This window comes from Pseudomonas sp. ADAK2 (assembly GCF_012935755.1).
Classification (GTDB): Bacteria; Pseudomonadota; Gammaproteobacteria; order Pseudomonadales; family Pseudomonadaceae; genus Aquipseudomonas.
Map to the genome: position 1 here is coordinate 1,550,051 of NZ_CP052862.1, position 26,400 is coordinate 1,576,450.

At 58.8% G+C, this 26,400-nt stretch carries 25 protein-coding genes; 15 read left to right on the plus strand and 10 right to left on the minus strand.

The annotated features are described in order from the left end of the window. The first annotated feature begins 16 nt into the window (after positions 1–16). A complete protein-coding gene (locus HKK52_RS07080) occupies positions 17–958 on the plus strand; it encodes an AraC family transcriptional regulator (RefSeq protein WP_237150723.1) in 942 nt (313 codons plus the stop codon). A 10-nt stretch (positions 959–968) separates the two neighbouring features. On the opposite strand, the gene HKK52_RS07085 is transcribed toward HKK52_RS07080, so the two are convergent. After that, entirely contained in the window at positions 969–1,859 is an 891-nt protein-coding gene (locus HKK52_RS07085) for a LysR family transcriptional regulator (RefSeq protein ID WP_169370188.1), read from the minus strand. 114 nt (positions 1,860–1,973) lie between these two features. Between HKK52_RS07085 and HKK52_RS07090 the strand changes: the two genes are divergently transcribed. The 4 genes from HKK52_RS07090 (at position 1,974) to HKK52_RS07105 (ending at position 6,233) form a co-directional block, all read left to right on the plus strand. Then, on the plus strand, positions 1,974–2,873 hold the full coding sequence (locus tag HKK52_RS07090; protein WP_169370189.1) for an NAD-dependent epimerase/dehydratase family protein: 900 nt from the start codon (positions 1,974–1,976) through the stop codon (positions 2,871–2,873). Next, a complete protein-coding gene (locus HKK52_RS07095; RefSeq protein ID WP_169370190.1) occupies positions 2,870–3,706 on the plus strand; it encodes an SDR family NAD(P)-dependent oxidoreductase in 837 nt (278 codons plus the stop codon). Before HKK52_RS07090 ends, HKK52_RS07095 begins: the two co-directional genes overlap by 4 nt. 2 nt (positions 3,707–3,708) lie before the next feature. After that, on the plus strand, positions 3,709–4,167 hold the full coding sequence (locus tag HKK52_RS07100) for a nuclear transport factor 2 family protein (RefSeq protein ID WP_237150725.1): 459 nt from the start codon (positions 3,709–3,711) through the stop codon (positions 4,165–4,167). Positions 4,168–4,283: 116 nt separating this feature from the next. Further along, the gene (locus HKK52_RS07105; RefSeq protein ID WP_169370192.1) at positions 4,284–6,233 is read left to right on the plus strand and encodes a DNA topoisomerase III; all 1,950 of its coding nucleotides are present in this window, start codon (positions 4,284–4,286) and stop codon (positions 6,231–6,233) included. Between the two features lie 90 nt (positions 6,234–6,323). Here HKK52_RS07105 and HKK52_RS07110 read toward each other — a convergent pair whose 3' ends face one another. The 4 genes from HKK52_RS07110 to HKK52_RS07125 form a co-directional block, all read right to left on the minus strand. After that, entirely contained in the window at positions 6,324–7,271 is a 948-nt protein-coding gene (locus HKK52_RS07110) for a diguanylate cyclase (RefSeq protein WP_169370193.1), read from the minus strand. After that, positions 7,271–11,809, minus strand: coding sequence for a PAS domain-containing hybrid sensor histidine kinase/response regulator (locus tag HKK52_RS07115; protein WP_169374197.1), 4,539 nt, complete (start codon positions 11,807–11,809; stop codon positions 7,271–7,273). Before HKK52_RS07115 ends, HKK52_RS07110 begins: the two co-directional genes overlap by 1 nt. A 68-nt stretch (positions 11,810–11,877) precedes the next feature. After that, the gene (locus HKK52_RS07120; RefSeq protein ID WP_169370194.1) at positions 11,878–13,587 is read right to left on the minus strand and encodes a putative bifunctional diguanylate cyclase/phosphodiesterase; all 1,710 of its coding nucleotides are present in this window, start codon (positions 13,585–13,587) and stop codon (positions 11,878–11,880) included. Between the two features lie 97 nt (positions 13,588–13,684). After that, on the minus strand, positions 13,685–14,809 hold the full coding sequence (locus HKK52_RS07125; RefSeq protein ID WP_169370195.1) for a response regulator: 1,125 nt from the start codon (positions 14,807–14,809) through the stop codon (positions 13,685–13,687). 350 nt (positions 14,810–15,159) lie between these two features. Here HKK52_RS07125 and HKK52_RS07130 point away from each other — a divergent pair, with 350 nt between their 5' ends. Then, entirely contained in the window at positions 15,160–15,789 is a 630-nt protein-coding gene (locus HKK52_RS07130; RefSeq protein WP_169370196.1) for a glutathione S-transferase family protein, read from the plus strand. Positions 15,790–15,836: 47 nt separating this feature from the next. Continuing rightward, complete coding sequence (locus HKK52_RS07135) at positions 15,837–16,355, plus strand: GNAT family N-acetyltransferase (protein ID WP_169370197.1); 519 nt, start codon at positions 15,837–15,839, stop codon at positions 16,353–16,355. Here the strand turns inward: HKK52_RS07135 and HKK52_RS07140 are convergent. After that, positions 16,338–16,607 (minus strand): hypothetical protein, encoded by a 270-nt coding sequence (locus HKK52_RS07140; protein ID WP_169368741.1) that lies wholly within the window; start codon positions 16,605–16,607, stop codon positions 16,338–16,340. The genes HKK52_RS07135 and HKK52_RS07140 overlap by 18 nt on opposite strands. Positions 16,608–16,850: 243 nt before the next feature. Between HKK52_RS07140 and HKK52_RS07145 the strand changes: the two genes are divergently transcribed. The 3 genes from HKK52_RS07145 to HKK52_RS07155 all read left to right on the plus strand — a co-directional run bounded on the left by HKK52_RS07145 (position 16,851) and on the right by HKK52_RS07155 (position 19,350). Next, positions 16,851–17,180 carry a hypothetical protein gene (locus tag HKK52_RS07145; RefSeq protein ID WP_169370198.1) on the plus strand — a complete coding sequence of 110 codons (330 nt, stop codon included), beginning with the start codon at positions 16,851–16,853 and terminating at the stop codon, positions 17,178–17,180. A gap of 235 nt (positions 17,181–17,415) precedes the next feature. After that, on the plus strand, positions 17,416–18,894 hold the full coding sequence (locus HKK52_RS07150; RefSeq protein WP_169370199.1) for an esterase/lipase family protein: 1,479 nt from the start codon (positions 17,416–17,418) through the stop codon (positions 18,892–18,894). A gap of 36 nt (positions 18,895–18,930) precedes the next feature. Continuing rightward, the gene (locus HKK52_RS07155) at positions 18,931–19,350 is read left to right on the plus strand and encodes a hypothetical protein (protein WP_169370200.1); all 420 of its coding nucleotides are present in this window, start codon (positions 18,931–18,933) and stop codon (positions 19,348–19,350) included. A gap of 32 nt (positions 19,351–19,382) precedes the next feature. Here HKK52_RS07155 and cynR read toward each other — a convergent pair whose 3' ends face one another. Continuing rightward, positions 19,383–20,264: a transcriptional regulator CynR gene (gene cynR, locus HKK52_RS07160; RefSeq protein ID WP_169370201.1), complete on the minus strand. Its 882-nt coding sequence runs from the start codon at positions 20,262–20,264 to the stop codon at positions 19,383–19,385. A gap of 125 nt (positions 20,265–20,389) precedes the next feature. Between cynR and cynS the strand changes: the two genes are divergently transcribed. The 3 genes from cynS to HKK52_RS07175 all read left to right on the plus strand — a co-directional run bounded on the left by cynS (position 20,390) and on the right by HKK52_RS07175 (position 21,870). Further along, positions 20,390–20,857, plus strand: a complete 468-nt coding sequence (gene cynS / locus HKK52_RS07165; protein WP_133836027.1) for a cyanase — start codon at positions 20,390–20,392, stop codon at positions 20,855–20,857. 79 nt (positions 20,858–20,936) lie between these two features. Continuing rightward, complete coding sequence (locus tag HKK52_RS07170; RefSeq protein ID WP_169370202.1) at positions 20,937–21,173, plus strand: DUF2790 domain-containing protein; 237 nt, start codon at positions 20,937–20,939, stop codon at positions 21,171–21,173. Positions 21,174–21,207: 34 nt separating this feature from the next. Then, entirely contained in the window at positions 21,208–21,870 is a 663-nt protein-coding gene (locus tag HKK52_RS07175; protein ID WP_169370203.1) for a carbonic anhydrase, read from the plus strand. A gap of 60 nt (positions 21,871–21,930) precedes the next feature. On the opposite strand, the gene HKK52_RS07180 is transcribed toward HKK52_RS07175, so the two are convergent. The 3 genes from HKK52_RS07180 to glsB form a co-directional block, all read right to left on the minus strand. Next, positions 21,931–22,263, minus strand: coding sequence for a BON domain-containing protein (locus tag HKK52_RS07180; protein WP_169370204.1), 333 nt, complete (start codon positions 22,261–22,263; stop codon positions 21,931–21,933). A 62-nt stretch (positions 22,264–22,325) separates the two neighbouring features. Further along, a complete protein-coding gene (locus HKK52_RS07185) occupies positions 22,326–23,828 on the minus strand; it encodes an aldehyde dehydrogenase family protein (protein ID WP_169370205.1) in 1,503 nt (500 codons plus the stop codon). A gap of 77 nt (positions 23,829–23,905) precedes the next feature. Beyond that, on the minus strand, positions 23,906–24,814 hold the full coding sequence (gene glsB / locus HKK52_RS07190; RefSeq protein WP_054050381.1) for a glutaminase B: 909 nt from the start codon (positions 24,812–24,814) through the stop codon (positions 23,906–23,908). A 209-nt stretch (positions 24,815–25,023) separates the two neighbouring features. Here glsB and HKK52_RS07195 point away from each other — a divergent pair, with 209 nt between their 5' ends. Together HKK52_RS07195 and HKK52_RS07200 are read left to right on the plus strand one after the other, a co-directional pair. Continuing rightward, positions 25,024–25,647 carry a ferric reductase-like transmembrane domain-containing protein gene (locus HKK52_RS07195; RefSeq protein ID WP_169370206.1) on the plus strand — a complete coding sequence of 208 codons (624 nt, stop codon included), beginning with the start codon at positions 25,024–25,026 and terminating at the stop codon, positions 25,645–25,647. A 228-nt stretch (positions 25,648–25,875) separates the two neighbouring features. Next, positions 25,876–26,391 carry an HvfX family Cu-binding RiPP maturation protein gene (locus HKK52_RS07200; protein ID WP_169370207.1) on the plus strand — a complete coding sequence of 172 codons (516 nt, stop codon included), beginning with the start codon at positions 25,876–25,878 and terminating at the stop codon, positions 26,389–26,391. The last annotated feature ends 9 nt before the right edge of the window (positions 26,392–26,400 follow it).

Genomic DNA, 26,400 nt, shown 5'->3' on the forward strand with positions numbered 1-26,400 from the left:
GGGTGGGAAAGGTTTTTTGAGCGAATCAGGCATAGATCAAAACGATTGCCAGGCGCAGACGATTGCGCTGCTGACGAAACTCGCCCCGGATGAGGGTTACAACCTCACCGCCCTGGCCGATGTGCGCTTGCTGCGCTCCAACCGGGCGTTGCAGCGTACGCCAGTGCTCTACGATCCAGGCATCGTTATCGTCTGTCAGGGCCGCAAGCGCGGGTACTGGGGCGACGCGACCTACCTCTACGATGCCCAACACTATCTGGCGGTTGCGGTGCCCGTGCCGTTCACCATGGAAACCGACGCCAGCGCCGAAGAGCCGCTGCTGGCAATCTATTTTCATCTGGACTTCAACCTCGCCGCCGACCTGATGCTGCAACTCGACGACCAACCCACCGCCGCACCCAAAGGCATGTACGCCTCGCCGATGGAACCGCGCCTGAGCCAATCCGTCCTGCGCCTGCTGGAAGCCCTCGATTCGCCACTGGACGGTCGCCTGCTCGGGCCAGCGCTGGTGCGGGAAATCTATTTCCGCATTCTCACTGGCGCCCAGGGCGGTTCAATGCGCGCCGCCCTCGCCGCTCGCGGGCAGTTCGGGCGCATCTCCCGGGCCCTGCGCAAAATGCACGGCAGCCTCGGCGAACGGCTCGACGTCGAACACCTGGCTGCGGAGGCGAACATGAGCGTGCCGACCTTCCACGCGCACTTCAAAGCCATCACCCACACTTCGCCGATGCAGTACCTGAAATCGACACGCCTGCACCAGGCGCGGCTGTTGATGGTGCGCAACGGCTACAGCGTGGCGCGTGCGGCATCCGACGTCGGGTATGAAAGCGGCTCGCAGTTCAGTCGCGAGTTCAAAAGGCTGTTTGGGCGCACGCCCACCGAGGAAGTGGCGCGGATGAAAGGCGCATTTGCCCTGCCGCCGCCGGTGGCTGATTCGGTGTTTGTCTCCTCACACTAAACCTATTGTGTCAGCGGCTAAACGGCGTATGGCTCACCAAGAACTCAATAAACTCCCGCAATTTCGGCGGCACTTGCCGCCCGGACGGCCAAAGCAGATTGAACTGGCCCTTCTCCCAGGTAAACGCCTCAAGCACTTCCACCAACCGCCCATCCGCCAACGCCTCGCGCACCACAAAATCGGCGGCATAGGTGATGCCGAGGCCTTGCACGGCAAGGTCCATGCGCCCTTCCACCGAATTGCAAATCATCGAGCGCGGCAGCTCCAGCTCAACGGGCTGCTCGTCCCGATTGAACAGCCACGCCTGCAACTTGCCGGACTTGGGAAAGCGAAAATGAATGCACGCGTGCTGGTGCAAGTCTTCCGGCTGTAGGGGCACGCCTCGGGAGGCCAGATACGCTGGGGATGCGACCGTGAGCATGCGGTAAGTGCCCAACGGTCGCGCGGACAACCCCGAGTCCCTGGGTACGCCGCTGCGGATGACCGCGTCGAAGCCTTCAGTGATGACATCGGTCAGGCGATCGGTGAACTCCAGGTCCAGCTGAATCTCGGGATAGCGCGACTGAAATTCGCCGAAAATCGACACAAAGGGCTTGGCGATCATCGGCAGGCTGATGCGCAACGGTCCCTGGGGCAGCGATACATTCTGCGAGAGCTCTTCGCCGGCCACTTCCAGCTCCGCCAGCACCCGCCGGCAACGCTCGACAAACTGCGTGCCTTCGGCCGTGAGGGTGATACTGCGAGTACTGCGGTGGAACAGCCGCACCCCGAACCGGGCCTCCAGCCGCGCAATGCTTTTGCTCACCGCCGAGGCCGAGATCCCCAAGGCCCTGGCCGCACCGACAAAGCTGCGGGCTTCGGCGGCGGCGACGAATACGCCGATGGCGTTCAGGCTTTCCATGATGGCTCCATTGATGACTCTGGAGTCCATTCTAAACAGAACTGCGGCCTATTTTTCCGCTAATTGCCCGAGGCTAAGGTGAGTGCTCGCTCATCTTCCAAGGGTTCTTGCCTTATGAATATCTTCCTGACCGGCGCCAACGGCTTCGTTGGCGGCAGCGTCGCTCATCGGCTGATGGCTGACGGGCACTCGATTCGCGGACTGGTCCGCGACCCAAAGAAAGCCGAACAGCTCAAGGCACGGGGCATCACGCCGGTGCTCGGCAGCCTCGATGATCACGAGTTATTGATGGCCGAAGCGCGTCGGGCCGATGCAGTGATTGACGCGGCTAACAGCGACCATGCCGGCGCCGTCGAGTCGTTTATCGAAGCGTTGCAGGGCACCGGCAAACTGCTGATCCACACCAGCGGCTCCAGCATCATCGGCGATGACGCCAAGGGCGATTATCTGTCCGGGCACATCTTCGACGAAGACACGCCGTTCATCATCGATCCGTTGAAACAGCCGCGCTACAACATCGACCTGCGCCTGATCAAAGCCGCCAGCGAAGGCATTCGCACCGTGGTGATTTGCCCGAGCAACATCTACGGCGTCGGCCACGGGCTGACCGATCACAGCTTCCAGTTGCCGTTCCTGATGGCCCGGGCCCGGGAAACCGGAGTGCTGCGGATCATCGGCAAAGGGGTCAATTGCTGGTCCAACGTGCACATCGACGATTTGACCGAGCTGTACGTGCTGGCCCTGGAAAAAGCCCCGGCCGGCGCATTCTATTTCGTCGAGAACGGTGAAGCGTCCTTCGCCGACATGGGCCCGGCCCTCGCCGAACGCATGGAGCTGGGGCCGGTGCAGTCGTGGTCGGTGGTGGAAGCCGCGCAGCATTGGGACCCGATGCACGTGCATTTCACTTTCGGCACCAATAGCCGGGTGATCGCCAAACGCGCACGTGCAGAACTGGGCTGGACACCGCGTCATGCCTCAATTCTGGACTGGATCAGCAACGAGATGCCGCTATGAACGGGCGGCGTGTATGGCTGATTACCGGGGCCGCCAACGGTTTGGGTGCGGGCATTGCCAAGGCTGCGCTGGCCCATGGTGACGCGGTGGTTGCGACGGATCTTGACCTGCCAAGTTTGGAAGCGATGTACGGCGACCGTGCGCTGAATGCCGTGCTGGATATTCGCGAGTTCACCCAGGCCGACGCCGTGGTTGCGGCCGCTATCGAGCGCTTCGGGCGCATCGATGTACTGGTCAACAACGCCGGTTACGGGCAGTTCGGGCCTTTCGAAGAGGTCGGGCCCGAGGCCATCGAGCGTCAGTTCGCGACCAATGTGTTCGGCACGTTCAACGTGACCCGTGCGGTGTTGCCGGTAATGCGTCGGCAGCGTTCCGGGCATGTGATCAACATGTCTTCCAATGGTGGTTTCAAAGGGGTGCCGGGGGCGTCGATGTACTCGTCCAGCAAGTTCGCCATCGAGGGTTTTTCCGAAGCCCTGGCGCTGGAAATCGAGCCGTTCGGGATCAAGCTGACGCTGGTGGAACCGGGGGCGTTTCGCACGGAATTCCTCGACAGTCGCATGCTGAAACTGGGGACTCGGGCGCTGGAGGACTACGACGATTTGCGTACGAAGACATTGGCGGTTTTCGAGGCACGCAATCATCAGCAGATCGGTGATCCGGATCGGCTGGGGCGCGCGGTTGTGGCGTTGGCCGCCCTGCCCCAGCCGCCGCTGCGCTTTGTCGCGGGGACCGATGCGGTGAAGGTGGTCGACGACAAACTGGCGTTTGTGGCCGCAGAACTCAACCAGTGGCGCGACCTGTCGCTGTCCACGGACTTCAATGAGGTATGAACATGCTGACTTTACGTATTGAACTGCTCGAAACCCGCGTCGCGCTGGAACGCCTGATCGCCGAATATGCGCTGGCCTTCGATGGCCGCGACGAACATCTGCTGCATAGCATTTGGCACGAAGGCGCGGTTCTGGATCTGGGCGCTGCATTCGGTAGTTACCAAGGCATCGAGGCGATCATCGAGTCGGCCCATATCAACTGGGCGAGCATGCCGCACATGCACCACTGGATGGCCAACGCCGTGATCGATATCGACGGCGAAACCGCCACCGGGCGTGTGGCGGTGGACTGTTTGTGTACCCATGTCGAGATGGGGCAGGTGCAGATCAGCGGCCTGTATCACGACCGATTCGAGCGGCGAGATGGGCGCTGGGCCTTTACCGAACGCCGGTTCGAGCTGCACTTCCTGACGCCATTGGCCAGCTGGAAAGCCGTCGCAGGCTCGGAAGTGTCTGTCTAAGTCTCGTCATCATCGGCAATCTTTTATCTGTATATCCATACAGATAAAGGTTGCCCCAATCAAAATCCCTGCGCATTCTGTACGCCTTCTTCAAACCGACTTGAACGATGGTGGTTATGCAGCTGTACCTCTGTGAGAAACCTTCCCAGGCCAAAGACATCGCGGCAGTGCTCGGCGCCAAGCGCCGGGGCGACGGTTGCTGGCTGGGAACGAACGTCACGGTGACCTGGTGCATCGGCCATCTGCTGGAAACCGCGCCGCCGGATGCCTACGACGCGCGCTATAAACGCTGGGTGCTGGCCGACCTGCCGATCATCCCCGACAAATGGAAGATGACCGTCAAACCGCGTACCGCCAGCCAGTACAAGGCAGTCAAGCGTCTGCTGGGCGAGGCTACGGAACTGGTGATCGCCACTGACGCCGACCGCGAAGGTGAAATGATCGCCCGGGAATTGGTGGAGCATTGCCGTTATCGCGGGCCGATCCAGCGGTTGTGGCTGTCGGCGCTGGACGATGCCTCGATCCGCAAGGCCCTGGCGGCGCTCAAGCCGGGGGCCGAGACGTTCAGCCTGTATCACTCGGCGCTGGGCCGCTCCCGGGCGGACTGGCTGATAGGGATGAACATGAGTCGGCTGTTTACCCTGTTGGGCCGGCAGTCCGGTTACCAAGGGGTGTTGCCGGTGGGTCGCGTGCAAACGCCGACCTTGCGCCTGGTGGTGGATCGGGATCGCAGCATTGCCGATTTCGTCCCCGTCGCCTATTGGGCCATCGATGTGCAACTGCTGCACGATGGCACCGCGTTCACCGCCCAGTGGCGCGCGGCGTCGGATGTTTGTGACGATCAGGATCGCTGTCTGAATCAGGCCCTGGCGCAGCAAGCGGCCGCGGCGATGAGCGGCGCGGCGAGTGCCCGGGTAATCAAGCTGCGCACCGAGCGCATGCGTGAAATCGCACCGTTACCGTTCGACCTGGGCACCTTGCAGGAAGTCTGTTCGAAGAAACTCGGCCTCGGCGCCCAGGAAACCCTCGACATCGCCCAGGCCCTCTACGAAACCCACAAAGTCATCACTTACCCGCGCAGCGATTGCGGGTTCCTGCCCGTGAGCCAGCACAGCGAAGCTCCCGGCATTCTCGCCGCCCTGCGCCAGGCCGATCCGAGCCTGAACGCGCTGAATGAGCATCTGCAGCCTCAGCGCCGTTCACGGGCCTGGAACGATGCCAAGGTCAGCGCACACCACGGCATCATCCCCACCGCCGCAGCGAAGAACCTCGAACGGCTGGTCGGCAAGCAGCGGGCGGTCTATACGCTGATCCGCGCGCGTTATCTGGCGCAGTTCCTGCCCAACCATGAATATGACCGCACCCAGGCCGACTTCGACTGTGCCGGCGAAGCCTTGCGCGCCGTGGGCAAGCAGATCGTCGAACCGGGCTGGAAGCGTGCTCTGCCCGAGGCGTTGGCCCCGGCCAAGGGCCGTGAGGCACCCGCACCGCAAACCCTGCCGGCCCTGGCCGAAGGACGGGATTGCGCAGTGGCCGAGGTCAAACTCAAGGATCTCTGGACCCAACCGCCCAAGCCGTTCACCGAGGGCGATCTGATCAAGGCGATGAAGAACGTCGCCAAACTGGTGGAAGACCCGCTGCTCAAACAGAAACTCAAGGACACCACCGGGATCGGCACCGAAGCGACCCGCGCCTCGATCATCCAGGGCCTGCTCGACCGGGGTTACTTGGTGAAGAATGGCAAGGCCCTGGCCGCAACGCCGGCAGCGTTCAGCCTGATCGACGCCGTACCGCGGGCCATCGCCGATCCGGGCACCACGGCGATCTGGGAGCAAGCGCTGGACATGGTGCAAAGCGGTGAAATGAGCCTGGAAGAATTCGTCACCAAACAGGCGGCGTGGATGAGCAAGCAGGTCGCCCGTTGCGCCGGCCTGAGCATGACCATCAGCGGCCCGGCGAGCCCCGCCGGTCGCGGCGCCACGCCGTGGAAGAAAAAACGCAAAACCGCCCCCCGCAAACCTGCCACCGGCACAAAACGCGTGGCCAAACCGGCGAGCAAAGCCTAGGTTGTGGGCAGCCAGACAACTGGGCGCTTTTGATGGGCAAAAGCGCTTGATTCACCACTGGCCTTCAGGACTCAGCCAAAAAGGGAGTCCTTAACTGGGCGCCATTGAAGCTGAGCACACCCTGCCCCTGCCAGCGCTCTTCGCTTTGTAGAGTTGCTTGTCTGCAGCTTCCACCAAGGCCTGGTATTCAAGATCAACCGCGGGGATCAATGTTGCGACACCCAGAGAGATAGTCACTACACGATCGACATCAGAAGCAGCATGTTCAATGCCCAGTGCTCGAACACGTTCCTGCATTCTTTGTGCAATCTCGACGGCTCCAGAAAGGTCCGTCTTGGGCAAGACGCAGACAAACTCTTCGCCGCCATACCGAGCCACCAGGTCGTAGGGGCGTCCAACCGTTTCCGATAACGCTCGGGCAACGGATCTGAGGCAGCCATCGCCTGCCTGATGCCCATAACGGTCGTTGTAGCGCTTAAAAAAATCGACATCCGCCAAGATCAGTGACAGCGGCTTTTGCTCTCGAAAGCACTGGCGCCAATCGGCCGAAATGTCCTCATCGAATTTGCGTCGATTGGCCACCCCGGTAAGGCCATCCATCATCGCCATGCTCCGTAGCAGATCGCTCTGTAACTTCAGGGTCAGATGAGTTCGCACCCGTGCTTTAACAATGACTGGATTAATGGGCTTACTGATGAAGTCCACCGCACCAAGCTCCAGGCCCAGCAGCTCCTCTGACTCCTGTTGCTGTGCGGTAATGAAGATGATGGGAATGCCTTGGGTCTGCGGGCCAGCCTTGAGTCGACGGCACACTTCATACCCGTCCATGCCCTCCATGACCACATCCAGCAGGATCAAATCGGGCTGTTGGGCCTGGCATACGGTGATCGCCTGTTCACCGCTGGTGGCCATAAATACATCAAAATCCTCACGAAACAGCTCATGCAGTACCCGGATATTCGTCGGCTGGTCGTCGACAATGAGTAATTTTGGACGGTTGTGTGAATGCGGCAACCAGGTTTCCATCGATTGATCCATCAGGCAGATTTCAGCAGGTCACGACCAATCGGCATCGCAGCCGAAAAGTCCAGCGACTGGACACTGGCCACCAGTTCATCGAACCGGGGTCGCAGGGATGGTGGCGTTTTTGACACCAATGCGTCGGTCAACTCTAAGGCTAGAAGGTTACCGGCTTCCAGCAATAGCAAAATCTCTTCGAGGGATTCCTTCCATTGCGTCAGTTCCATGATTTCGTTGCCAGCACTGATCGTTGCTCGTGGGCTCTGACCAAAGTCGACACTCATCTGCTCAAGACTGAGTTGCAGCAACCTGCTTAATTCGTCAAACCAGGTGACGTCAGCAAAGACGCTCGCTGCAGACTCTGGATCTTTCAGGGTCTGCTCCAGGTTGCCGGCCAGCTGTGACAGCGCCTTGGCGCCCATGGTGCCGCTGCTGCCTTTAATGGAATGGAGTACAAAAGCGGCCCCCGATGCGTCTTGGTGCTGGATCTGATCGTGCAACCGGACAAGCTGCTTTTCCAGCTCCGGGCCGAAGTTTTTCAGCACGATACGGATCAAATCGAGGTCACCACCAAAGCGATCAATGATTGATGCACGAGAATCGATGACGCCTTCCCGCGCAAGGGTTTGCCCCTGGCTTGAAGCTACCTGGCGACCCTCGCGGCCCACTTGCAAGAGCAGCGTTGCGACAAGTTGTTCCAGGTCGATGGGCTTGCCAACATGCTCATTCATCCCCGCGGCAAGACACGCCTCACGGTCGCTATTGGAGGCATTGGCGGTCATCGCCACGATTGGAAGCGTTGCAAAACGCGGGCTCGATCGAATGCGACGGGTCGCCTCCAAGCCATCAATATCCGGCATCTGGATGTCCATCAATACGACGTCGAATCGTTCACTCATCACCTTGCTGACACCCTCCAGTCCGCCTTCCGCCAGCCTCACCTCGGCGCCTTCCCTTGTCAGTAACTCATCGGCTACCTGGCGATTGAGCATGTTGTCTTCCACCACCAATAGCCGCAGCCCGGCCAGACGCTGCGGCCGGTCAACCGTTGACCGGGAAAGGGGGGAATGCAGCAGGTCTTTGCCGTTGAGTGCTCGCTGAACAGCGTCGGCCAGCTGCTTGGGTGTGACAGGTTTAGTGAGAAAACCCACGAAGGGAGCGTCTCCCGCCTGGTGGGCATCGGCCAATACTTCGCGGCCGTATGCAGTGATCATAATGACCAGCGGAGGTGACACACCGTTACCCTGCTGCCGGATCAATTGCGCAGCGCTCAACCCATCCATATCGGACATCCGCCAGTCCATCAGCACCACGTCGTAGGCTTCACCTGACGCCTGGCCTTTCTTCACCCATTCCACCGCTTGCGTGCCCCCACTCACGCGGTCAGCCTTCCATCCCAAAGCATGAACGGTTCGCAACAGCAGTTCACCCGCCATGGCGTTGTCGTCGACGACCAGAATCCGTATGGACACATCGACTTCAGGGCGGGTGGATTTCGGCAGTGACGTGGGCGCTACATCCAGTGTGATATCGAACCAGAAACGACTCCCCACACCTTGCTGACTCTGCACCTGAAGTTCGCCGCCCATCAAGGCGACCAACCGCTTGCAGATCACCAGGCCCAGGCCTGTACCACCAAAGCGCCGGGAAGTTGAAGCCTCGGCCTGAGTGAAGCCTTCAAAAATGCGCTGAAGTTGTTCCGGGCTGATACCAATGCCGGTATCAGAAACGGCGATGCGCAAGCTCACCGCACTTTGCGTGCGCAGCCGTTGTTCCACGCTGACCACAACCTGGCCTTCCAGGGTGAATTTCAGGGCATTGCCCGCCAGGTTGATCAGTACCTGTTGCAGTCGCAGGCTATCGCCGATCAGGTCGCTGGGTAAATTGGCGTCCAGATCGAACATGATCTCAACGTCTTTCTGGCCCTGGTTGCCTGCCAGCACTACGGCGAGGTCACGCATGAGCGGTTCGAGCTCGAACGGGTGCACATCGAGTTGCAGCTTGCCCGCCTCAATCTTGGAGTAATCGAGGATGTCGTTGAGCAAACCCAACAGTGATTTCGCAGCGGACTGCGCTTTGCTCACATAGTCGAGTTGGCGACCATCCAGGTCGGTGTTCTGCACCAACTGCAACATACCCAACACGGCGTTCATCGGTGTGCGTATCTCATGACTCATGTTGGCCAGGAATGCAGACTTGGCGGCACTCCCTGCATCGGCCTGTTCCTTGGCGTAAAGCAGATGTGACTCCAGTTCGCGTTGGGCAGTGATGTCCCGATTGATACCCGTCACACGCAACGCTATACCGTTTGGACCACGTTCGACCTGCGCGCCGGCCTGTATGAAGCGGATCTGGCCATCCGGGCGAACGACGCGGAAAATGGTGTCATACACATCAGTCCCCTCGACCGCCCCCTTCAGCTTTTCAGCCGCTGCCACAACATCTTCGGGGTGAACACGCGAGTACCAGTGCTCATAACCCAGGCCGGTATTGCGCAACGACAGTGGCTGCCCGTAGAACTCGAACATGCGGTCATTCCACTTCAAGGCATTGTCAGTCAAGGTCCAGGACCAGACGCCCAGTTCGGCCACTTCAGCCGCCATCAGCAGCTGATCGTGCACCGCCATCAGTTCGCTACGTTGTTCCAGTGTTGTTTTCAGGCTCGCAGCCAATTCCTTTTCTGCCGCTTTACGTTCGGTGATGTCTACGGCGATACCCAGGTAACCGCTCAACACCCCATCGGCGTCGCGCATGGAGGTGACCACCAGCGTGACAGGAACCCGCAAGCCATCCTTGCGTATGTAAGTCCACTCTCGGGTTTCCGCTCCTTCAAGCTCAGGCTTATAGGTAAGTACCCGAAAACCGTCGATTGTCTGAGCGTACTCCTCGCTCAGCTCCACACCACGGGCAGCAACGTCTTCGGGTACATGGAAGAGCGTCGGGGTGTCTTTACCGACTAACTCATCGGCGTCATAACCCAACAAATGCTCGGCACCTTTGTTGAACACACGGATAACGCCATCGAGATCCGTCGCAATGATCGAAACCTCGGTAGCCGAGCGTAGGACCGTGCCCAACAACAGATTGAGATGCCGCAACTCGGACGTTCGCTGCGCAACCTGCTCCTCAAGGTTGGAATTGAGTTCGAGAATCCGCGCCTCAGCTGCTTTTTTCGCCGAGATATCCCTTAATGTCTTGGAGGCTCCAACGACGCGACCGCCCTCGCCATAAATGGGTGAAATGCTGGCGGAGACATCGATCAGTCGCTGGTCTTTGTGATGGCGTTGGGTATCAAAGCTATCGATACGCTCTCCCGCCCTGATGCGCGCAAGGATATGAGCTTCCTCTGTGACAAGTGCTGCCGGAACAATCAAATTGGCGAGCGTCTGTCCCACCGCTTCCTCGGCGGTGTACCCAAAAAGGCGCTCAGCACCTTTGTTCCAGTTGGTGACGACGCCATCGAGTGTTTTTCCGATAATGCCATCTGCCGAGCTTTCAACGATGGAAGCCAGCCTTGCCTGCTCGACAAATATCTGCCGCCGACGTTGACGGCTGACACTCACAACACTTGCCAGGGTCGCCATTAGAAGCGTGAGAAAACCACCGAAAAACAGCACAACTTTTGGTGAGACCTGATGCAGTCGCTGAATGAACAGCGCGTTGGCGTCGAGTTCAATTTGCCACCGCCTCCCGTATACCTCGCGCTCCAACTGATGGGTCATCAGCGGTTCACGGCGAGCCGAGGCGTCAAGGCTTTCATAAAACAGTTTTTCCTGCCCTGGGACGGTGATATCCCTTAATCGTAGATGTACCGCCTCATTTTCTATGCGCAGGCCTCTGAGTACTTCCTCTGTGCGCAACACGACATAGCTCCAGCCAAAAGCGGCGGCATCGCGTTCAGCAGCAGTCGCCGGAGTCACTGCGCCGCGAAAGATGGGCAACAACACCAGGAAAGACTGCTGCGGTTTCCCCTGGGCCTGTATCAGCGTAATGGGCCCGGTGATTCGTGCCGCACCGCTTTGTATCGAGGCTTGTGCCGCCTCTCGCCGCGATGTTTCTGAAGCGATGTCCAAGCCAATTGCAGGCTGGTTACCCTCAACCGGTTCGACATACTGGACAACGTAACGCTCGCCTGAATGGGGCGAGAATTGGCGAATGGAGAAATCGGTTTTTCCGTCGGCCCGAGCGAGCTTGAGAAAGTCGCTTTCATCCTGCTCCAGGACACGCCTGATAAAGCCCAAGGCACTGGCGCCGGGGAACTCGACAGCGAGGTCGCGCGTTTGGTTATATTGATCAAAAATCTCACGACTGACGCCATGCTCACCCGCAGTCAGCACCGCTCCACGAGCGCCTCGCAATCCGTATTGGTAAAGATTAAGGCGAGTTAAAACCAAATCTGCGGCTTCGTCGGTGGCCGCTACGATCGCTTCTTGAGCCTGCTGTTGGTTGATGCGGTCAAGGAGCCAGCCGCCCAGAATGCTTGCCCCCAACCCCACCGCCAGAGTGATGACCACGCCCCAGCTCAATGCAAAAAACTTATGTTTTCTCACCCGCATTGCCCCGTTGCAGAAGACCTGCAAGCCTTCAATTTTTAAGGTTCGGACCCTATTGGGGCGTCCGCAGCTTAGTTCGTATGCGCAACATTAACGTTGAGTCCCGCGGATAAAAATGACGATATCTGAGCAAAAGGAACAGGGCGGCAATACAGATAACCTTGCATGATCTGACAGCCTTGCTCCAAAAGCGCATCGGCCTGTTCCTGGGTTTCTACACCTTCGGCCACCAATTCAAGACCCAGCGCCTGACCCAGCTTGATGATCGCTTCAATGATCGCCGAATCGCTTTTGTCGGTGAGCATATCTCGCACAAAACTCTGATCTATTTTCAGAACATCAATGGGAAACCGCTTGAGATAAGCCAGGCTTGAATAACCGGTGCCGAAATCGTCGATTGAAATGCGAACACCGAGCTTCTTGAGAAGAAAAAGGGTTTCTCGCGCGTTATCAATATCTCTTGCCAGCACCCCTTCGGTAATCTCCAGCTCGAGGAATTGTCCTTCCAAGCCAGATTCGGCCAGGATATTTTTCACCATGTCCAGAAAGGCCGCCTCGCGAAACTGCACGACAGAGATGTTGACGCTGATAGAAATGTCATGGCCCCGTTCACGAAGCACCCTCGTATCCTTGCAGGCCTGAAGCAGAACGTATTTGCCAATCGGAATGATCAGGCCTGTTTCTTCTGCCAGAGGGATGAAATCGGCAGGCGAGATCAAGACATCGTCATGGTTGCGCCAGCGAATCAACGCCTCCATCCCAATGATCCGGTTATGCCGTGCATCAATCTTCGCCTGGTAAAAGACCTCGAAGACACCCTCTTCCAAAGCGTTGCGCATATGCCGCTCAAGCAGGTGCCTGGCACGCATGCTGCTTTCGATATGCGAAGAGAAAAAACAATAGCGATTACGACCTGCAAGCTTCGCCTGGTACATGGCTGCGTCGGCATGCCGGTACAGGGACTCCATATCATCGCTATCTTCAGGGAAGACACTGATGCCGATGCTCGCGCAAAGGTCGTAGCGGTTTCCCTGAATTGAAAAGGGGCTGGAGATTGTGGCGAGTACCCTTTCAGCGAAGTCGCCCACGGCATCGAAACCGACCACCTCGGGCAGGAGGAGAATGAACTCATCCCCTCCTTGCCTGCTGACGGTGTCCTCGACGAGCATGGATCGCGATAACCGCGATGCAACCTCTCGCAACACCAAATCACCGATCGAGTGGCCCATCGAATCGTTGATGACTTTGAAGTTATCCAGATCAAGCAGGAGCATCGCCACACGACCGTTGTTGTGACGGGCCTTTTGTATCGCCTGCTCGGTACGATCCTGCAGCAGGATTCTGTTGGGTAGTCCGGTCAATGCATCGTGATTGGCAAGCCGCTTGGCCTCACTGCGCAAGGCGATATGCGCTTTGATGTGGGCTCTGGCAACCGGGATATTCAGCGGTTTCTGGATGAAGTCCACGCCGCCGCACTCCAGAGCCAGAAGCTCATGGTCTGTCTGTGTATGAGCGCTGACAAAAATAACCGCAGCATCCAAAAGTTCGGGGTCAGACTTCAGTGCACGGCAGACCTCAAAGCCATTCATTCCTGGCATTTCGATGTCGAGCAACACCACATCCGGCCGGCATTGACGAGCAATCTCAAGCGCCTGCTCGCCACTTAGGGCGATATGGACTTCAGCTAAATCTCGCACTGCGGTGCTCAGAACTCTCAGGTCGGTGGCTTGGTCATCGACGATCAGGAGGACCGGTTTGAGACTAAACGACTTGTCGCGCATTCCGTTGCTCCTTGCAAATCCCTTGCATTTGATAACAAGCAAACCTGAACAGCTTCGACCTGCGCCAGAACATCCCGCCTGTCAGTTCCTATCAGTCTCAGGCCAGGCCGGCTAATCGCTGAAGTCTTTCAAGGTCTGCTTCGGGCTCATCATTGTTCATGGCGGCGGCAAGGCGCATCACCACTTGTTCGCGGCGAACGTGCATGGGAGGTAACGCATAAATAGCGCCTATCAACTCACGTAGAACCATAGGCAGTCCCCAGCGTGCTTTCAAGCGAACGGCAAAAGGCGCTGCAAAATCGCGGACAGCGTGCAGGAGCGTTTCTTCGTCCACGCTATTACCCTGGTTCTCCCATTTCTGAGTTTGGAACAAAACACAGAGTTCGCCCATACGGTGTAACAGGGCTGCACTCTGCAGGGGTGCGGGGTCCAGGCCGCATTGTTGAGCCAACAGGACAACCCTTTCAGCCAAACGCTCAGCTTCATCCAAATGCACTTGGATGAACGTCATCAGCATGCCGTCAGGTTGAGTATTGGTCTGTCGCAGGGCCTGGCTGATCGCCAGATTCACGCTGGTAAGCCCTCCCAGCCGTGTCAGGGCACCGTTCAAATTCGTGCAGGGCTGCCCGAGCCCGAGATACGCGGCACCGTTGGCTGCGGCGATCAAGTGGGCGCATAGCGCCGGGTCATACTGCCAATCATTGGCGAGTTCTCGCAAATCCATCAACGCCCCGCCATAGCCGAGCTGAAGCTTGTCTTTCACCGAAGCCAGTAAAGGCAAGTCCAACTCTCCCGCAGACAAACCACTGAGATAGCTCATCAGGTCTTCAGTGTTGACAGCAGTCGCTCGGGGGGGCTCATCAAGCGGAAGGAGTGTATCCAGGCATTGGACGACGCGCGAAACCTGGAATGGCTTGGTGAAAAAAGCGCTGATCCTCAGCGATTTTACCGCCAGCACACTGTCTCGATCAGCGCGTCCGGTGATCATGATCAGCGGCGTGTCCTGGTCTTTTTCGCGAATTTTCTGCAACAGGTTGACGCCGGGGGCATCCGGTAGATTCCAGTCGGCCATCACCAACTGATAGATGCCTGGTTGCCAAGCGTCTAACGCACTAGCGACATCGATAAAGCAATCGACTTGCGCAACCGGGCGGATGCTCAACACAAGCTGCTTTAAAAGATCGGATATCCAGGGGTCATCATCCAGAATCATCACTCGCATTTGGTAATCCTCACTGGATTGACACGCAACTTCACATCGTCTCAGGGACCAGGATTATCGGCCTCCTGCAAAAAATTGATGTTGTTGAGATCAATGAATGAGGTTGTAACCAAGCGAATTTGAGTCAGTCACGGCAATTTCCCTTTGGCTGATGGCAAGATGGCATCCTTGAGGATCGAATCTATTCCTCGCCAGCTAACTATACAAGCGATCAACACGGCACCGGCTCGCTGGTTATTTGGCGGAAGGTGGACTATGACCGCAACACTTGAGGGCACTTCGGCAAGCCCCGAATGGTCTAGTGTTGCTCAAGCCAGGCGTTCGCCCCACTTTCTGAAAAGGCACCGACCATGATCATCGTCCACCACCTGAACAACTCCCGTTCCCAGCGCATTCTCTGGCTGCTGGAAGAACTGGCGATCCCCTACGAACTGAAGCTCTACCAGCGCGATCCGAAGACCAACCTCGCGCCGCCGGAGTTGAAAGCCATCGACGCCCTGGGCAAGTCCCCGGTGATCGAGGATGGCGCGCAGAAGCTGATCGAATCCGCCGCGATCATCGACTACCTGATTCGCCGTCACGGCCAGGGTCGCCTGCAACCTGATCCGTCTACCGCTGCCTACGATCAATACGTGCAGTGGCTGCACTTCGCCGAAGGCTCGGCGATGCTGCCATTGATGCTGAATCTGTATGTCGGCAAATTGGGTGAAGCCGGCGCGCCACTGCATCCGCGGATCAACTCGGAAGTGGCCAATTACCTGAGCTACCTCGACACGGCACTGAGCGGTTCCGATTACCTGCTCGGCGATGAATTCAGCGCCGCCGACATCCAGATGAGTTTTATCGGCGAGATCGCCAGGGCCCAGGGCAAGTTGCGCGACTACCCTCATATTGCGGCCTGGGTTGAACGCTTTCAGGCGCGTCCGGCTTATGCCGCCGCGTTGAAAACCGGTGGCAAGTACGACTTCGCGCCCCACTGAGTGAACAGCTGCGGACCACGGACGGTCCGCAAAATCAGGAGCCTGCCATGTCGTCCATAGAACTGCACGCCGCCCAGCGCGATGAGCTGGAGACGATTGAAAACCTGATGCAGTTCTACGTGTACGACTTCAGCGAGTGGCTGCCGCTGAAGCTTGGCGAGCAGGGTTTATTCAACATCCAGCCCAAACCGGGCTACTGGCGCAATCCGGCGACGCAGCCGTTCCTGATCAAGGTTGACGGCGAGCTGGCCGGGTTTGTGACCGTGGATGATGAAACCCACTTGGCCGGCGCCGAGTTCAACATTGGCTATTTTTTTGTCTGCCGACGCTTTCGTGGCCAAGGTGTCGCGAAGTTTGTCGCCTCTGCCCTCTTGAGCCGATTGCCCGGTCAATGGCAAATTTTCCACATTGATGCGAACCCGCCTGCGCGGCGGTTTTGGGCCCGAGTGATCCCGGACTTCACGCACGACGGATTCACAACGCATCAACTGACGGTGGACGGCTATCCGTGCACGCTCTACCGCTTTGAAACCGTGCCCCACAGCCCTTCAGTCCCCCTTCCCTAATTCCAAAACCACTTTGTCCGACAATATGTAGTGACCAAAAATAATCACTACATAACCGTTGACGCCGTCGATTTGCCCTTGCATGATGCAGACAGCTCCCCGATCGGGAGTACCGGCAACATGTTTGAGCAAGCTCGTCTGACCGCCGAGCTGTTTTTCCCGGATACACGCTGCCCACAAGGCAGATTGAAGAAGCTGACCTGGCCCGAACGTCCAGTACAAGGACGAGAAGCGCTGGCGAAACGTACTCATGAAGCTTGTGGCCGACTCTGAAAACGTCGGCAGTGGCCTCCAGGTTTTCGCCGCTTCTCTTCGTTGTGACGCTATTGCGTAGCAGTTATTCAACACGACTACATGCAACAGACGCGTGACCCCGTCAATTTGGCGGCTGAGCGCTGACGTCCTGGTTTCGGTGCCAGGGATCAACTAACCGATGGGCTACTTGTATTAGCGAATCAACTTTGAAAGATCACCAAATGGTCAAGGGGCTTTATTATGAATCTGAACAATCAACCGACTATCGATGAACTGGCTCGTATGTTCGCTGAGCAAAAAGACAGCCACGACAGCCATATCCTGTGGATCAGCAAGTCGGGCCAGGTGCACATGGATTGCCTGTCGCCCCATGCTCACGAAGCAGAGTTCGACCAGAACAACCAGAACTTACTGGCTCGACTGAAGATGTACCGTCGCGGTCAGGGTTACGTCGGCAAGAAAGCCGCGGCCGACAAGGACTTTATCGGTAATGTTCTGCAAACCCTGAAACAGGCGTGGGCATCGATGCAGAACCAGAACGAAGTTCGGGTGATTGATCGGTTCTACTGAGTTCGGCTAACGGCATTCATTGCTGCCGCGTCTGAATTTAAAGGTCTGTTCCTACTCAGGAACGGACCTTTTTTATGCCCGACATATTGATGCAAGCTAATGATAAGTCCCCTACTGTTAATGCAGCTTTACAGTGCTGGGCAACGCAATCCCATGTCGACCTGTCCACCAATAACGGTTTAAAGAAAGTGAACTAGAGTACCTGAGACATAAAGGAGCTCCAGAGGCTATAGACATGCCAGACATCATCGTTGACGGCAGCAATGACCCCATTACGCTCGACGACGGTTACATCCTGCTAGCCCCGGGATTGCAAGGCACCGCGGGCACTCCCTCTCCCGACAAAATCTTGAATGCCGGACTGGTCTTCTCCCTTGCCCTCAGTCCAGAGCTTGATCAGGCGCTTGCCGCTGCGGATATGCAGGAAGTGAAAAGTTATGAACTGAACCTGGAGAAACGCTCTCCCGCTGCATTCTCGGCGTCTCCTGACTTCATTGAATTCCGGGTCCTCGTTCAATCGCCCGGAATGGCGCAAGTGGTGTTGTCAGTTGATGAAGGCGGAGCGAAGCAATGGCATATTCCTGAGCCGGACGTGCTGAATGCTCAAGTTGCCAGTCACTCAGTGGGCCTATACAACGTTTTCCGCATCCCGTACGTGATCCCCATCGCCCCCGAGACGGATCCCGGAATAGCACCCTATGGCTTCTTCAAAACCGTCACAAAAAAAATTCTGAAAGTGCTGGTCTATCCCATTGCAGATGTATTGCTCGGGCCGTCGATCAAAGCCGCTATCAGCCAATGGGAACTGCATAACCGGCCTCATCGAGTGCGCAACTTCTTACCCGATAACAACAATGATCTAAGCGTCGCGGATTGGCACCGGCTGGCAAGTGGACGAGCGTTACTCTACGTGCACGGCACCTTCAGCACTGCGCAAGCCGGCTTCGGCGAATTGACGGCCAGGAGTGAGCTGGCAGCGCGCTATGGTGGACGGGTCTTTGCTTTTGACCATCCGACGCTATCGGTCAGCCCGCTGGAAAATGCAGAGTGGTTTTTCAAGCAGCGGCCACCCGGACTCGAGTTGAACCTGGACATTATCTGCCACAGCCGTGGCGGATTAGTCAGCCGCTGCCTGGGAGGGCAATCGGCAACCTGGCAGGTGCCCGCCGACCAGTTTCGGGTGCAACGCCTGGTCATGGCCGGTGTGCCGAACATGGGCACGCAACTGGTCAATGCTGACCATATGGTGCACTACCTCGATCGCCTTACCACCTGCCTCGATAAGTTCCCGGACAGCGGAGTCGGCGTGGTTCTTGAAGGCGTTCTCACGCTGGTCAAAATCCTGGGGCACGCCGCACTGGAGGTACTCGACGGCCTGCAAGCGATGGCCCCCGGCGCCCCATTTCTGCACAGTCTCGACAAGACACCGATTCCCGACAGCACGACCTATGGCATCGGCTCGGATTTCGAACCGAAAGACTTCGGTCTTCAAGCGGCATTTTGCAGAATCGCAGACGCCATGGCCGATCGGATATTCGGCGATGCAGCCAACGACCTGGTAGTGCCCGACGACGGGATGTACTCCTGGGGCGGAAAGCGGCAGATCCTTGAAGAAAACTACCTCTACTTCACCCGGGAGCAAGGAGTCGCCCATACCCGGTATTTCAATCAGCCTGAAACCGCCAACACGCTACTTGAGTGGCTCAAGGGATAACCCTTACGTTTTCCCTCTCATCGACAGGAGTCCCTCATGAACGACGTTGCCCGCCCCGCCCCACCCGGCGCAACAAAACACCTGACAACCGTCAGCATTTCCTCCCGCGCCGAATGGGTTGACACCCTGTCAGTCAAACAGGGTGAGCGCTACTTCTTCAGGGCCAGCGGCAACTGGTGGGACGCCTTGATTCGTTGCGACGCCAATGGTTACAACCGCCATTACCTGGATCGTTTCAAGCATCATTTGCGTTGCACGGCTAACGAGGCTGGCTGGTTCACGCTGATCGGCGGCATCGCGAGGGAGGATGCCAGCGTGTTCGCCATTGGTGACGGTTCACGCTGGCAGGATGGTTGGGTCGCACCCGTTGATGGACCGCTGACATGCTTTGCCAATGACTGGGACAAATGGTATTGGAACAACCTCTTTTCCATCGATCTGGAAATCTGGCAATAGCCGGTGAAAGCAGCTTGGCTGCCTGTGTCAGCTCATCCGGGGTGCAGGCCCAACACCAACTCCACAAACGCCAACGCCGCCGCACTGTGGTAGTTGTTCCGGCGACGCAACAACGCCGCCCCCCGCTGCGGCGCTTCACCCTGCAACGCGATCTTGCGCAACGCCCGATCCTCGGTCGCAATCGCCTCCGGCAATATGGTCGCGACCGCCGTATGCCGAATCACTTCCAGTAACGTACTCACCGAATTCACCTCGATCACCACTTTGGGCGTGATGGCTTGTTGGCGAAAGTATTCATCAATGGATGAGCGAGTGATGAACTCCGGCGCCAGCAGCGCAAATTCCAGTTGCGCCACTTCGCTTGGCGCCAACGTCCCTTGGCTTTCGTACAACGGATGATCACGCCCGACCATAAGCCCCAGCGTCTCGACAAACGCCGGGATGCACTCGATTTCGGGATTGCGAACCGGCGTGAAGGCAATGGCGATGTCCAGTGAGTCGTCCGCCAGTCCGGCCTCGATGTCGTCCATGGACAACTCGAAGATCTCCAGGTGAATGTTGGGAAAGCGTGCCACGTAATCGCGCACCAGCGGCCCCACCAGGTACGCCATGAAGGTCGGCGTCATGGCCAGGCGCAAGGTGCCACGGGACAAGTCCTTCACGTCATGCAACGCACGCTTGCCCGCCTCCAGCTCCACCAGCACCCGCCGCGCGCATTCGATGTAGGCCACGCCGGCATCGGTGGGCTTGACCGTGCGCGAAGTGCGGTCGAACAGGCTGACGCCGAGGGTTTCTTCCAATTGCCGGATCTGTTGCGACAGGGTCGGCTGGGATACGTGCAGCGCCTCGGCGGCGCGGGTGAAGCCGCCGTGGTCGGCGACGGCGATCAGGTAACGCAGATGTCGGAGCAGCATGGGCAAATCCATCTATAGGCTGTGCTTATGCGATGCATTGTATATCGGTCTTGGACGCTATGGATCAATCGGCAGAAGATTGCTCCACACACAGCAACAACCCAATCCGATAAAGGAGTCACACCATGCAACAGTCCCACGCTTACAACGACCAGAGTCTGGCCCTGACCACTTCGATCCTCGACGCCAAGGCGCGCAAAAACCTGTCCTGGCAGGACCTGACCGACGGCACTGGCCTGGGCCTGGCCTACGTCACCGCCGCCCTGCTCGGCCAGCACCCACTGCCCGAAGCCGCCGCCAAAGTGGTCGGCGAGAAGCTGGACCTGGACGCTGACAGCATCGCCCGTCTGCAAATCATCCCGCTGCGCGGCAGCCTCTCGGGCGTGCCGACCGACCCGACCATCTACCGCTTCCACGAAATGATCCAGATCTACGGCACCACCTTGAAAGCCCTGGTTCATGAGCAATTCGGCGACGGCATCATCAGCGCGATCAACTTCAAGCTCGACATGAAGAAAGTCGAAGACCCGGAAGGTGGCTCCCGCGCCGTGATCACCCTGGACGGCAAGTTCCTGCCACTGCGTCCTTTCTAACTCAGTACCGGCCCGCGCTTAACGTGCGGGCCACCCCCCCGACCTCTGCCACTCACCACGTTCATCTGGAGGCTGCCCCATGCACAAATTTCTGCTCGCACTCTCGCTGATCGCCAGCCTGGCAACCCAGGCTCAGGCCCAGGACAGCGCCGTCGCCTACCAGTACGGCATGGACCTGGATGTCGCCCAGGTCGTCAGCATCACCCCGGTCGCCGATGTCTGCGGCCCGGCCCCGGTGGAGATGACCTACCTCGACTCCAAAGGCGAGACCCACATTCTGCAATACAGCGAATTCGGCACCGGTTGCTCGAACTGAGCCGCCACCGTTCAGCACTTATGAGGAAGCACACATGAAAGCGCTCATCGACGGTTTTTTGAAGTTCCAGAACGAAGCCTTTCCACAACGGACTGACTTGTTCAAACACCTGGCCACCACCCAGCACCCCGGAACCTTGTTTATCACTTGTTCCGATAGCCGCGTAGTCCCGGAACTGCTGACCCAGCAAGAACCCGGCGAGCTGTTCGTGATCCGCAACGCCGGCAATATCGTGCCTTCGTACAGCCCGCATCCGGGCGGTGTCTCAGCCACGGTTGAGTATGCGGTCGCCGTGCTCGGCGTGACTGACATCGTGATCTGCGGCCACTCCGACTGCGGCGCCATGACCGCCGTGGCCAAGTGCAAATGCATGGATCACCTGCCCGCCGTCAGCGGCTGGTTACAACACGCCGAGTCGGCCAAGGTGATCAACGAATCCCGCACCCACGCCAATGAAGCGGCCAAGGTCAGCTCGATGGTGCGCGAGAACGTCATCGCGCAACTGGCGAATATCCAGACCCACCCGAGCGTGCGCCTGGCCCAGGAAAAAGGTCTGTTGAACCTGCATGGTTGGGTGTACGACATCGAGACCGGTTCGATTGATGCGCTGGACGCTGACAGCCGCAGCTTTGTGTCCCTGGCCGAGCATCCGGTGACGTGCGCGATTCAAGCGCGAACCGAAGACGCCGCCGCTTGAGCGATGAACGTCGATGCCCGACGCAGCGCCCCCGGTTAACGGGAGCGCTGCGTTCCGGCTTTATCTGTCGTCAGGCCGACGCTCAGTGGTTTCTTCCGCATTGGGCGGTGTTGAAGTGCTGCCTGGCTTGAACACATGCGTGCGCAAGCCACTGGCCTCGACATCGATAACGCCATTAACCGTACGAGCCAGGTCCATTGCCTGTTCGCACTGTCTATGGGTGTCGACGAGGCCGCTCAACGCCACCGTACCGGCGTGAGTCTTGACGTGGATATGCAAGCCAAGGCCGGAGTCGGCCTTAGTCAGGGCCGATTTGACCCTGGCGGTAATCCACGCGTCGCGAGCGACCGTCGCCAGGCCATGGGAGTACTGATCAAAGGAATGAAGTTTCATGGTGAAAACCTCCATGACGCGAACACAGACACCCCTTGAGTATAGTTCGGCCGTAGCGGGGCTCAGCGTTTGACCGATAGATCGACCTGGGTCATGCGACTGCGAATGGTGAACACCCCGTCGCCCGAGAGAATCGCGCTGCGAGCGAACAGGCGACCGCTTTCCCAGTTCGAAAGCCCCAGTTCCGGCTTGTTCAGCGCATATTGGCCGTCGACCCAGCGCGTGATGCCGTTGCCGACAAAGGGTGCATTCACTGCGTTGTAGAAACGCTCGTGCGCCTCGGCGGTTTCACTGATCAGCGACACGGTGAATTGCGGGCTGTAGCGGTTGAACAAGGTGATCGCCTGATCGAGGTCGTCGACGATTTTCAGGCTGACTTCCGGGGTTTCCTCCCATTCCCACTCGCGGCCCAACTGATCTTCCGCCAGCGGCTCGGCCAACGCTTCGGTGACGTAACCTTCGGCACGGTAGACCTCGACGCTGGCGGTTTGCCAATCGCTCGGCAGGTACGATTCGCTACCCTCGACGATGTGCAATTTGCAACCCTGACCGCGAGCCGTGCCGGCCTGCTTCAAAGCTTCAAGAAACAGTGGCACCAGTTCCGCGGCGCGGTCGCGCTGGATCAGGCACACGTTCAGGGTATTGCAGACTTTGCGGTCCAGGGAATTGCGCACCACGGCGGCAAACCGCGTGGCATCCGCCGCTTGATCGGCGATCAGCCAGGCACCGCCGGTGCCATGCAGGCTGACGGCGGTGCCGGCCTGCTGAGCGATGCTGCCCAGTTGACTGACCGCCCGACCCGAACCACGGGCCACGGCCAGCGACAGGCGCCGGTCGGCAAACATCGCCCAACCGGCCGCGTGATTGACGCTTTCCACCAGCGATACCGCGCCGGTCGGCAAGCCGGAATCGGCCAGCGCCGGATTCAACGCGTGTTCAACGATGGCTTGCGCGGTGCCCAACGCGTCGCTGCCAATGCGCAGCACGGCGGTGTTGCCGGTGCGCAGTACGCCAGCGGCGTCGGCAAACACATTCGGCCGGCCTTCGAAGACGAAGGCGACGATGCCCAGCGGCGACACCACTTGCTCGACTTTCCAGCCGTCATGCTCGACGCAACTGATGACTTTGCCGCGCGTGGCCGATGCATCGCGCCAGGCGCGCAGGCCGGCGATCATGTCGCGACGCATGCGCTCATCGGCCAGCAAGCGCGTGGTGGAACGCCCACGGGCCTTGGCGCGTTCGATGTCGGCCAGGTTCGCAGCCTCGATCAACGCCCAGGTTTCGGCGGTTTCCAAGCGCTGGGCAAACAGGTCGAAAAACTCGCTGATGGCCTCATCGGACACCGCCGACATCGCGCTGAACGCCGCTTGCGCACGCTCGATCGCCCCGGCCGCCGCTTGCTGGTCCACCACCGGGATCAACAGCAATTCGCCGCTGACCTGCTCCACCAGCAAATGGTCACCGGGCTGGAAGCGCGCCGCCAGTTCGGGGCTGACCACAGAGACACGGTTCCCGGCAAAAGGGATCGGCGTGCCAGCGACGAGACGTTCGAGCATCAGGGACATGAAGCGGTTTCACCATGCAGGGGGCGGCCGGAAAATGTATAGGAAAATCGCCGAAGCGTCATTATCGGCGCCGTACCTTAGAACACCGACCAGCCAATCCGTTGACTCAACAACTCCAGCGCCGCCATCCCCGCCAGCGAATTGCCCGCCGCGTTCAACTCCGGCGACCACACGCACACGGTAAATTGCCCCGGTACTACCGCGACAATCCCGCCACCGACGCCGCTCTTGCCGGGCAGGCCGACGCGATAAGCGAAGTTGCCCGCCTCGTCGTAGAGCCCGCTGGTGGCCATGATCGAGTTCACTTGCTGAGTCTGGCGCGCAGTCAGAATCTGTTCCCCGCTGTGCTTGCAGAAACCGTCGTTGGCGAGGAAGCAGAACGCTCGCGCCAGGTCGATGCAACTCATGCGCAGCGCGCAGTGGCTGAAATAGCTGCGCAACACGGCTTCGACGTCGTTGTGGAAGTTGCCGAAGGATTGCATCAGGTACGCCATGGCCGCGTTGCGCGCGCGGTGCTGGTATTCGGATTCGGCGACCTTGCCGTCCACCATCACCTGCGGGTTGCCGGACAAGCGCCGGACAAAATCGCGCATCGACAAGGCCGGTGCGGCGAAGCGCGACTGGTTGATGTCGCAGATCACCAGCGCCCCGGCGTTGATGAACGGATTGCGCGGGCGGCCGCGTTCGAATTCCAGCTGCACCAGCGAGTTGAACGGCTGGCCGGACGGCTCGTGGCCCAGGCGTTCCCAGATCGCTTCGCCGGAATGATCGATGGCCTGCACCAGGCTGAACACCTTGGAAATACTCTGCACCGAGAACAGCGTCTCGGCGTCGCCGGCGCAGTACAACTCGCCGTCATTGCCGTACACGGCAATGCCCAATTGGTTGGCCGGCACCGTGCCGAGGGCGGGAATGTAGTCAGCCACCTTGCCCTGGCCGATCAGGGGACGAACTGCGTCAAGGATCTCGTTCAACAGCGCTTGCATGCCGGGTTCCGAAGTCTCGCCCCGTGGGTTTGCGGGGACACAGTCGCTAGACGCCACTGGCGCGGGACGGATCACAGTTTTGTAGGGGAATGTATCTGGCGGCCGTGCTGATACATGACGATGCTTTTTGGACATATCGCCCACACACCACACTGGAACACTCCGGCTGTCTGCTGACCTCGGTCGGCCCTTGCTCCGGAGTAGCTGTCATGAATACCTCAATCCCGCGTTACCACGGCTGGTCGCTGTTCAGCCTGTTGTCCTTGCTGGTGCTGCTGATGACCGGTTTGATCCTGGTGTTCAACCCGGATCTGGTGGAAGCCACCCGCAGCGCGATTCGCGCCACGGCCCGGACCTCGTTTGCATTGTTTCTGGCGGCGTTCCTGGCATCTGCGTTTGCCGTGCTGGTACCTTCGCCCTTCACGAAATCCCTGGTGCGTGAGCGGCGCTTTATTGGCTTGGCGTTTGCCTTTTCGCATCTGGTGCATGCGGTGTTGATCTACAGCTATGGGCAGTTGAATCCGGAGTTCTGGCCGGGGCGTACCACGGTGGGCAACATCCCGGGCTCGGTCGGCTATCTGTTCATTGTGTTGATGGCGATCACTTCATTCAAAACCACCGCAAAAATGATCGGCCCCAAAGCCTGGAAAGCTCTGCATGTGACGGGGATGTGGGTGATTGCGGCGGTGTTTACCTACTCCAACTTCAAACGGATTCCGATGAGCGCCTGGTATGTATTGCCGTTCGGCATCATGTGCGCCGCGATTGCCGTGCGATGGGTAGGCAAACTCGCGTTGAAAAACAAGCGCAGCCAGCGCCACGCCTACTCCTGATTGAAGTACGCCGCCCCCCGTAGAAGCTGCAGAAGGCTGCTCCTACGGGGGTATTTCGTTGTTTCAGGATTCTGCGTTCGGCCGTGTATCTGAGTGTGTACAGCTGCCCTTTCGATACACCTTTCGCCTAAAACCTCAACCCAACGACACACCGCAGATACACCCGATTGATGAAATGGGCTGGTCGATTGGCCCAGCCGATCAAAGTCCTCAACGGAGATCAAGCCCATGAACACTTCCCTTTCTTCGGCCGTCAAAGGCCTGCACCTGAACCTCGACCGCGCCGGCAGCTGGATTGCGCCGCTGACCCTGCGCATCTTCCTCGCCTGGGAGTTTTTCGAGTCGGGCCTGGAAAAATGGAACGGCGAAAACTGGTTCGCCGATATCCAGGACGCCTTCCCGTTTCCGTTCAACCACGTACCCGCCACGCTGAACTGGGAACTGTCGATGTGGGCCGAGCTGATCTGCGCCCTCGCCCTGCTGGTGGGCCTGGGCACGCGGGTCTCGGCGGTCATCCTGATCGTGGTCACGGTGGTGGCGACCGCGGCGGTTCACTGGCCGGCCGACTGGTCTACATTGAGTGAACTTGCCCAGGGCTACGCCATCAGTAACAAAGGACACGGTAACTTCAAGCTGCCGCTGATCTACCTCGCCGCCCTGATGCCACTGTTGCTCTCCGGCGCCGGTAAGCTCAGCCTGGATGCCCTGCTCGCTCGATTCTTCTGGCGTCGCCACAACCGCTGAAACGTCAGT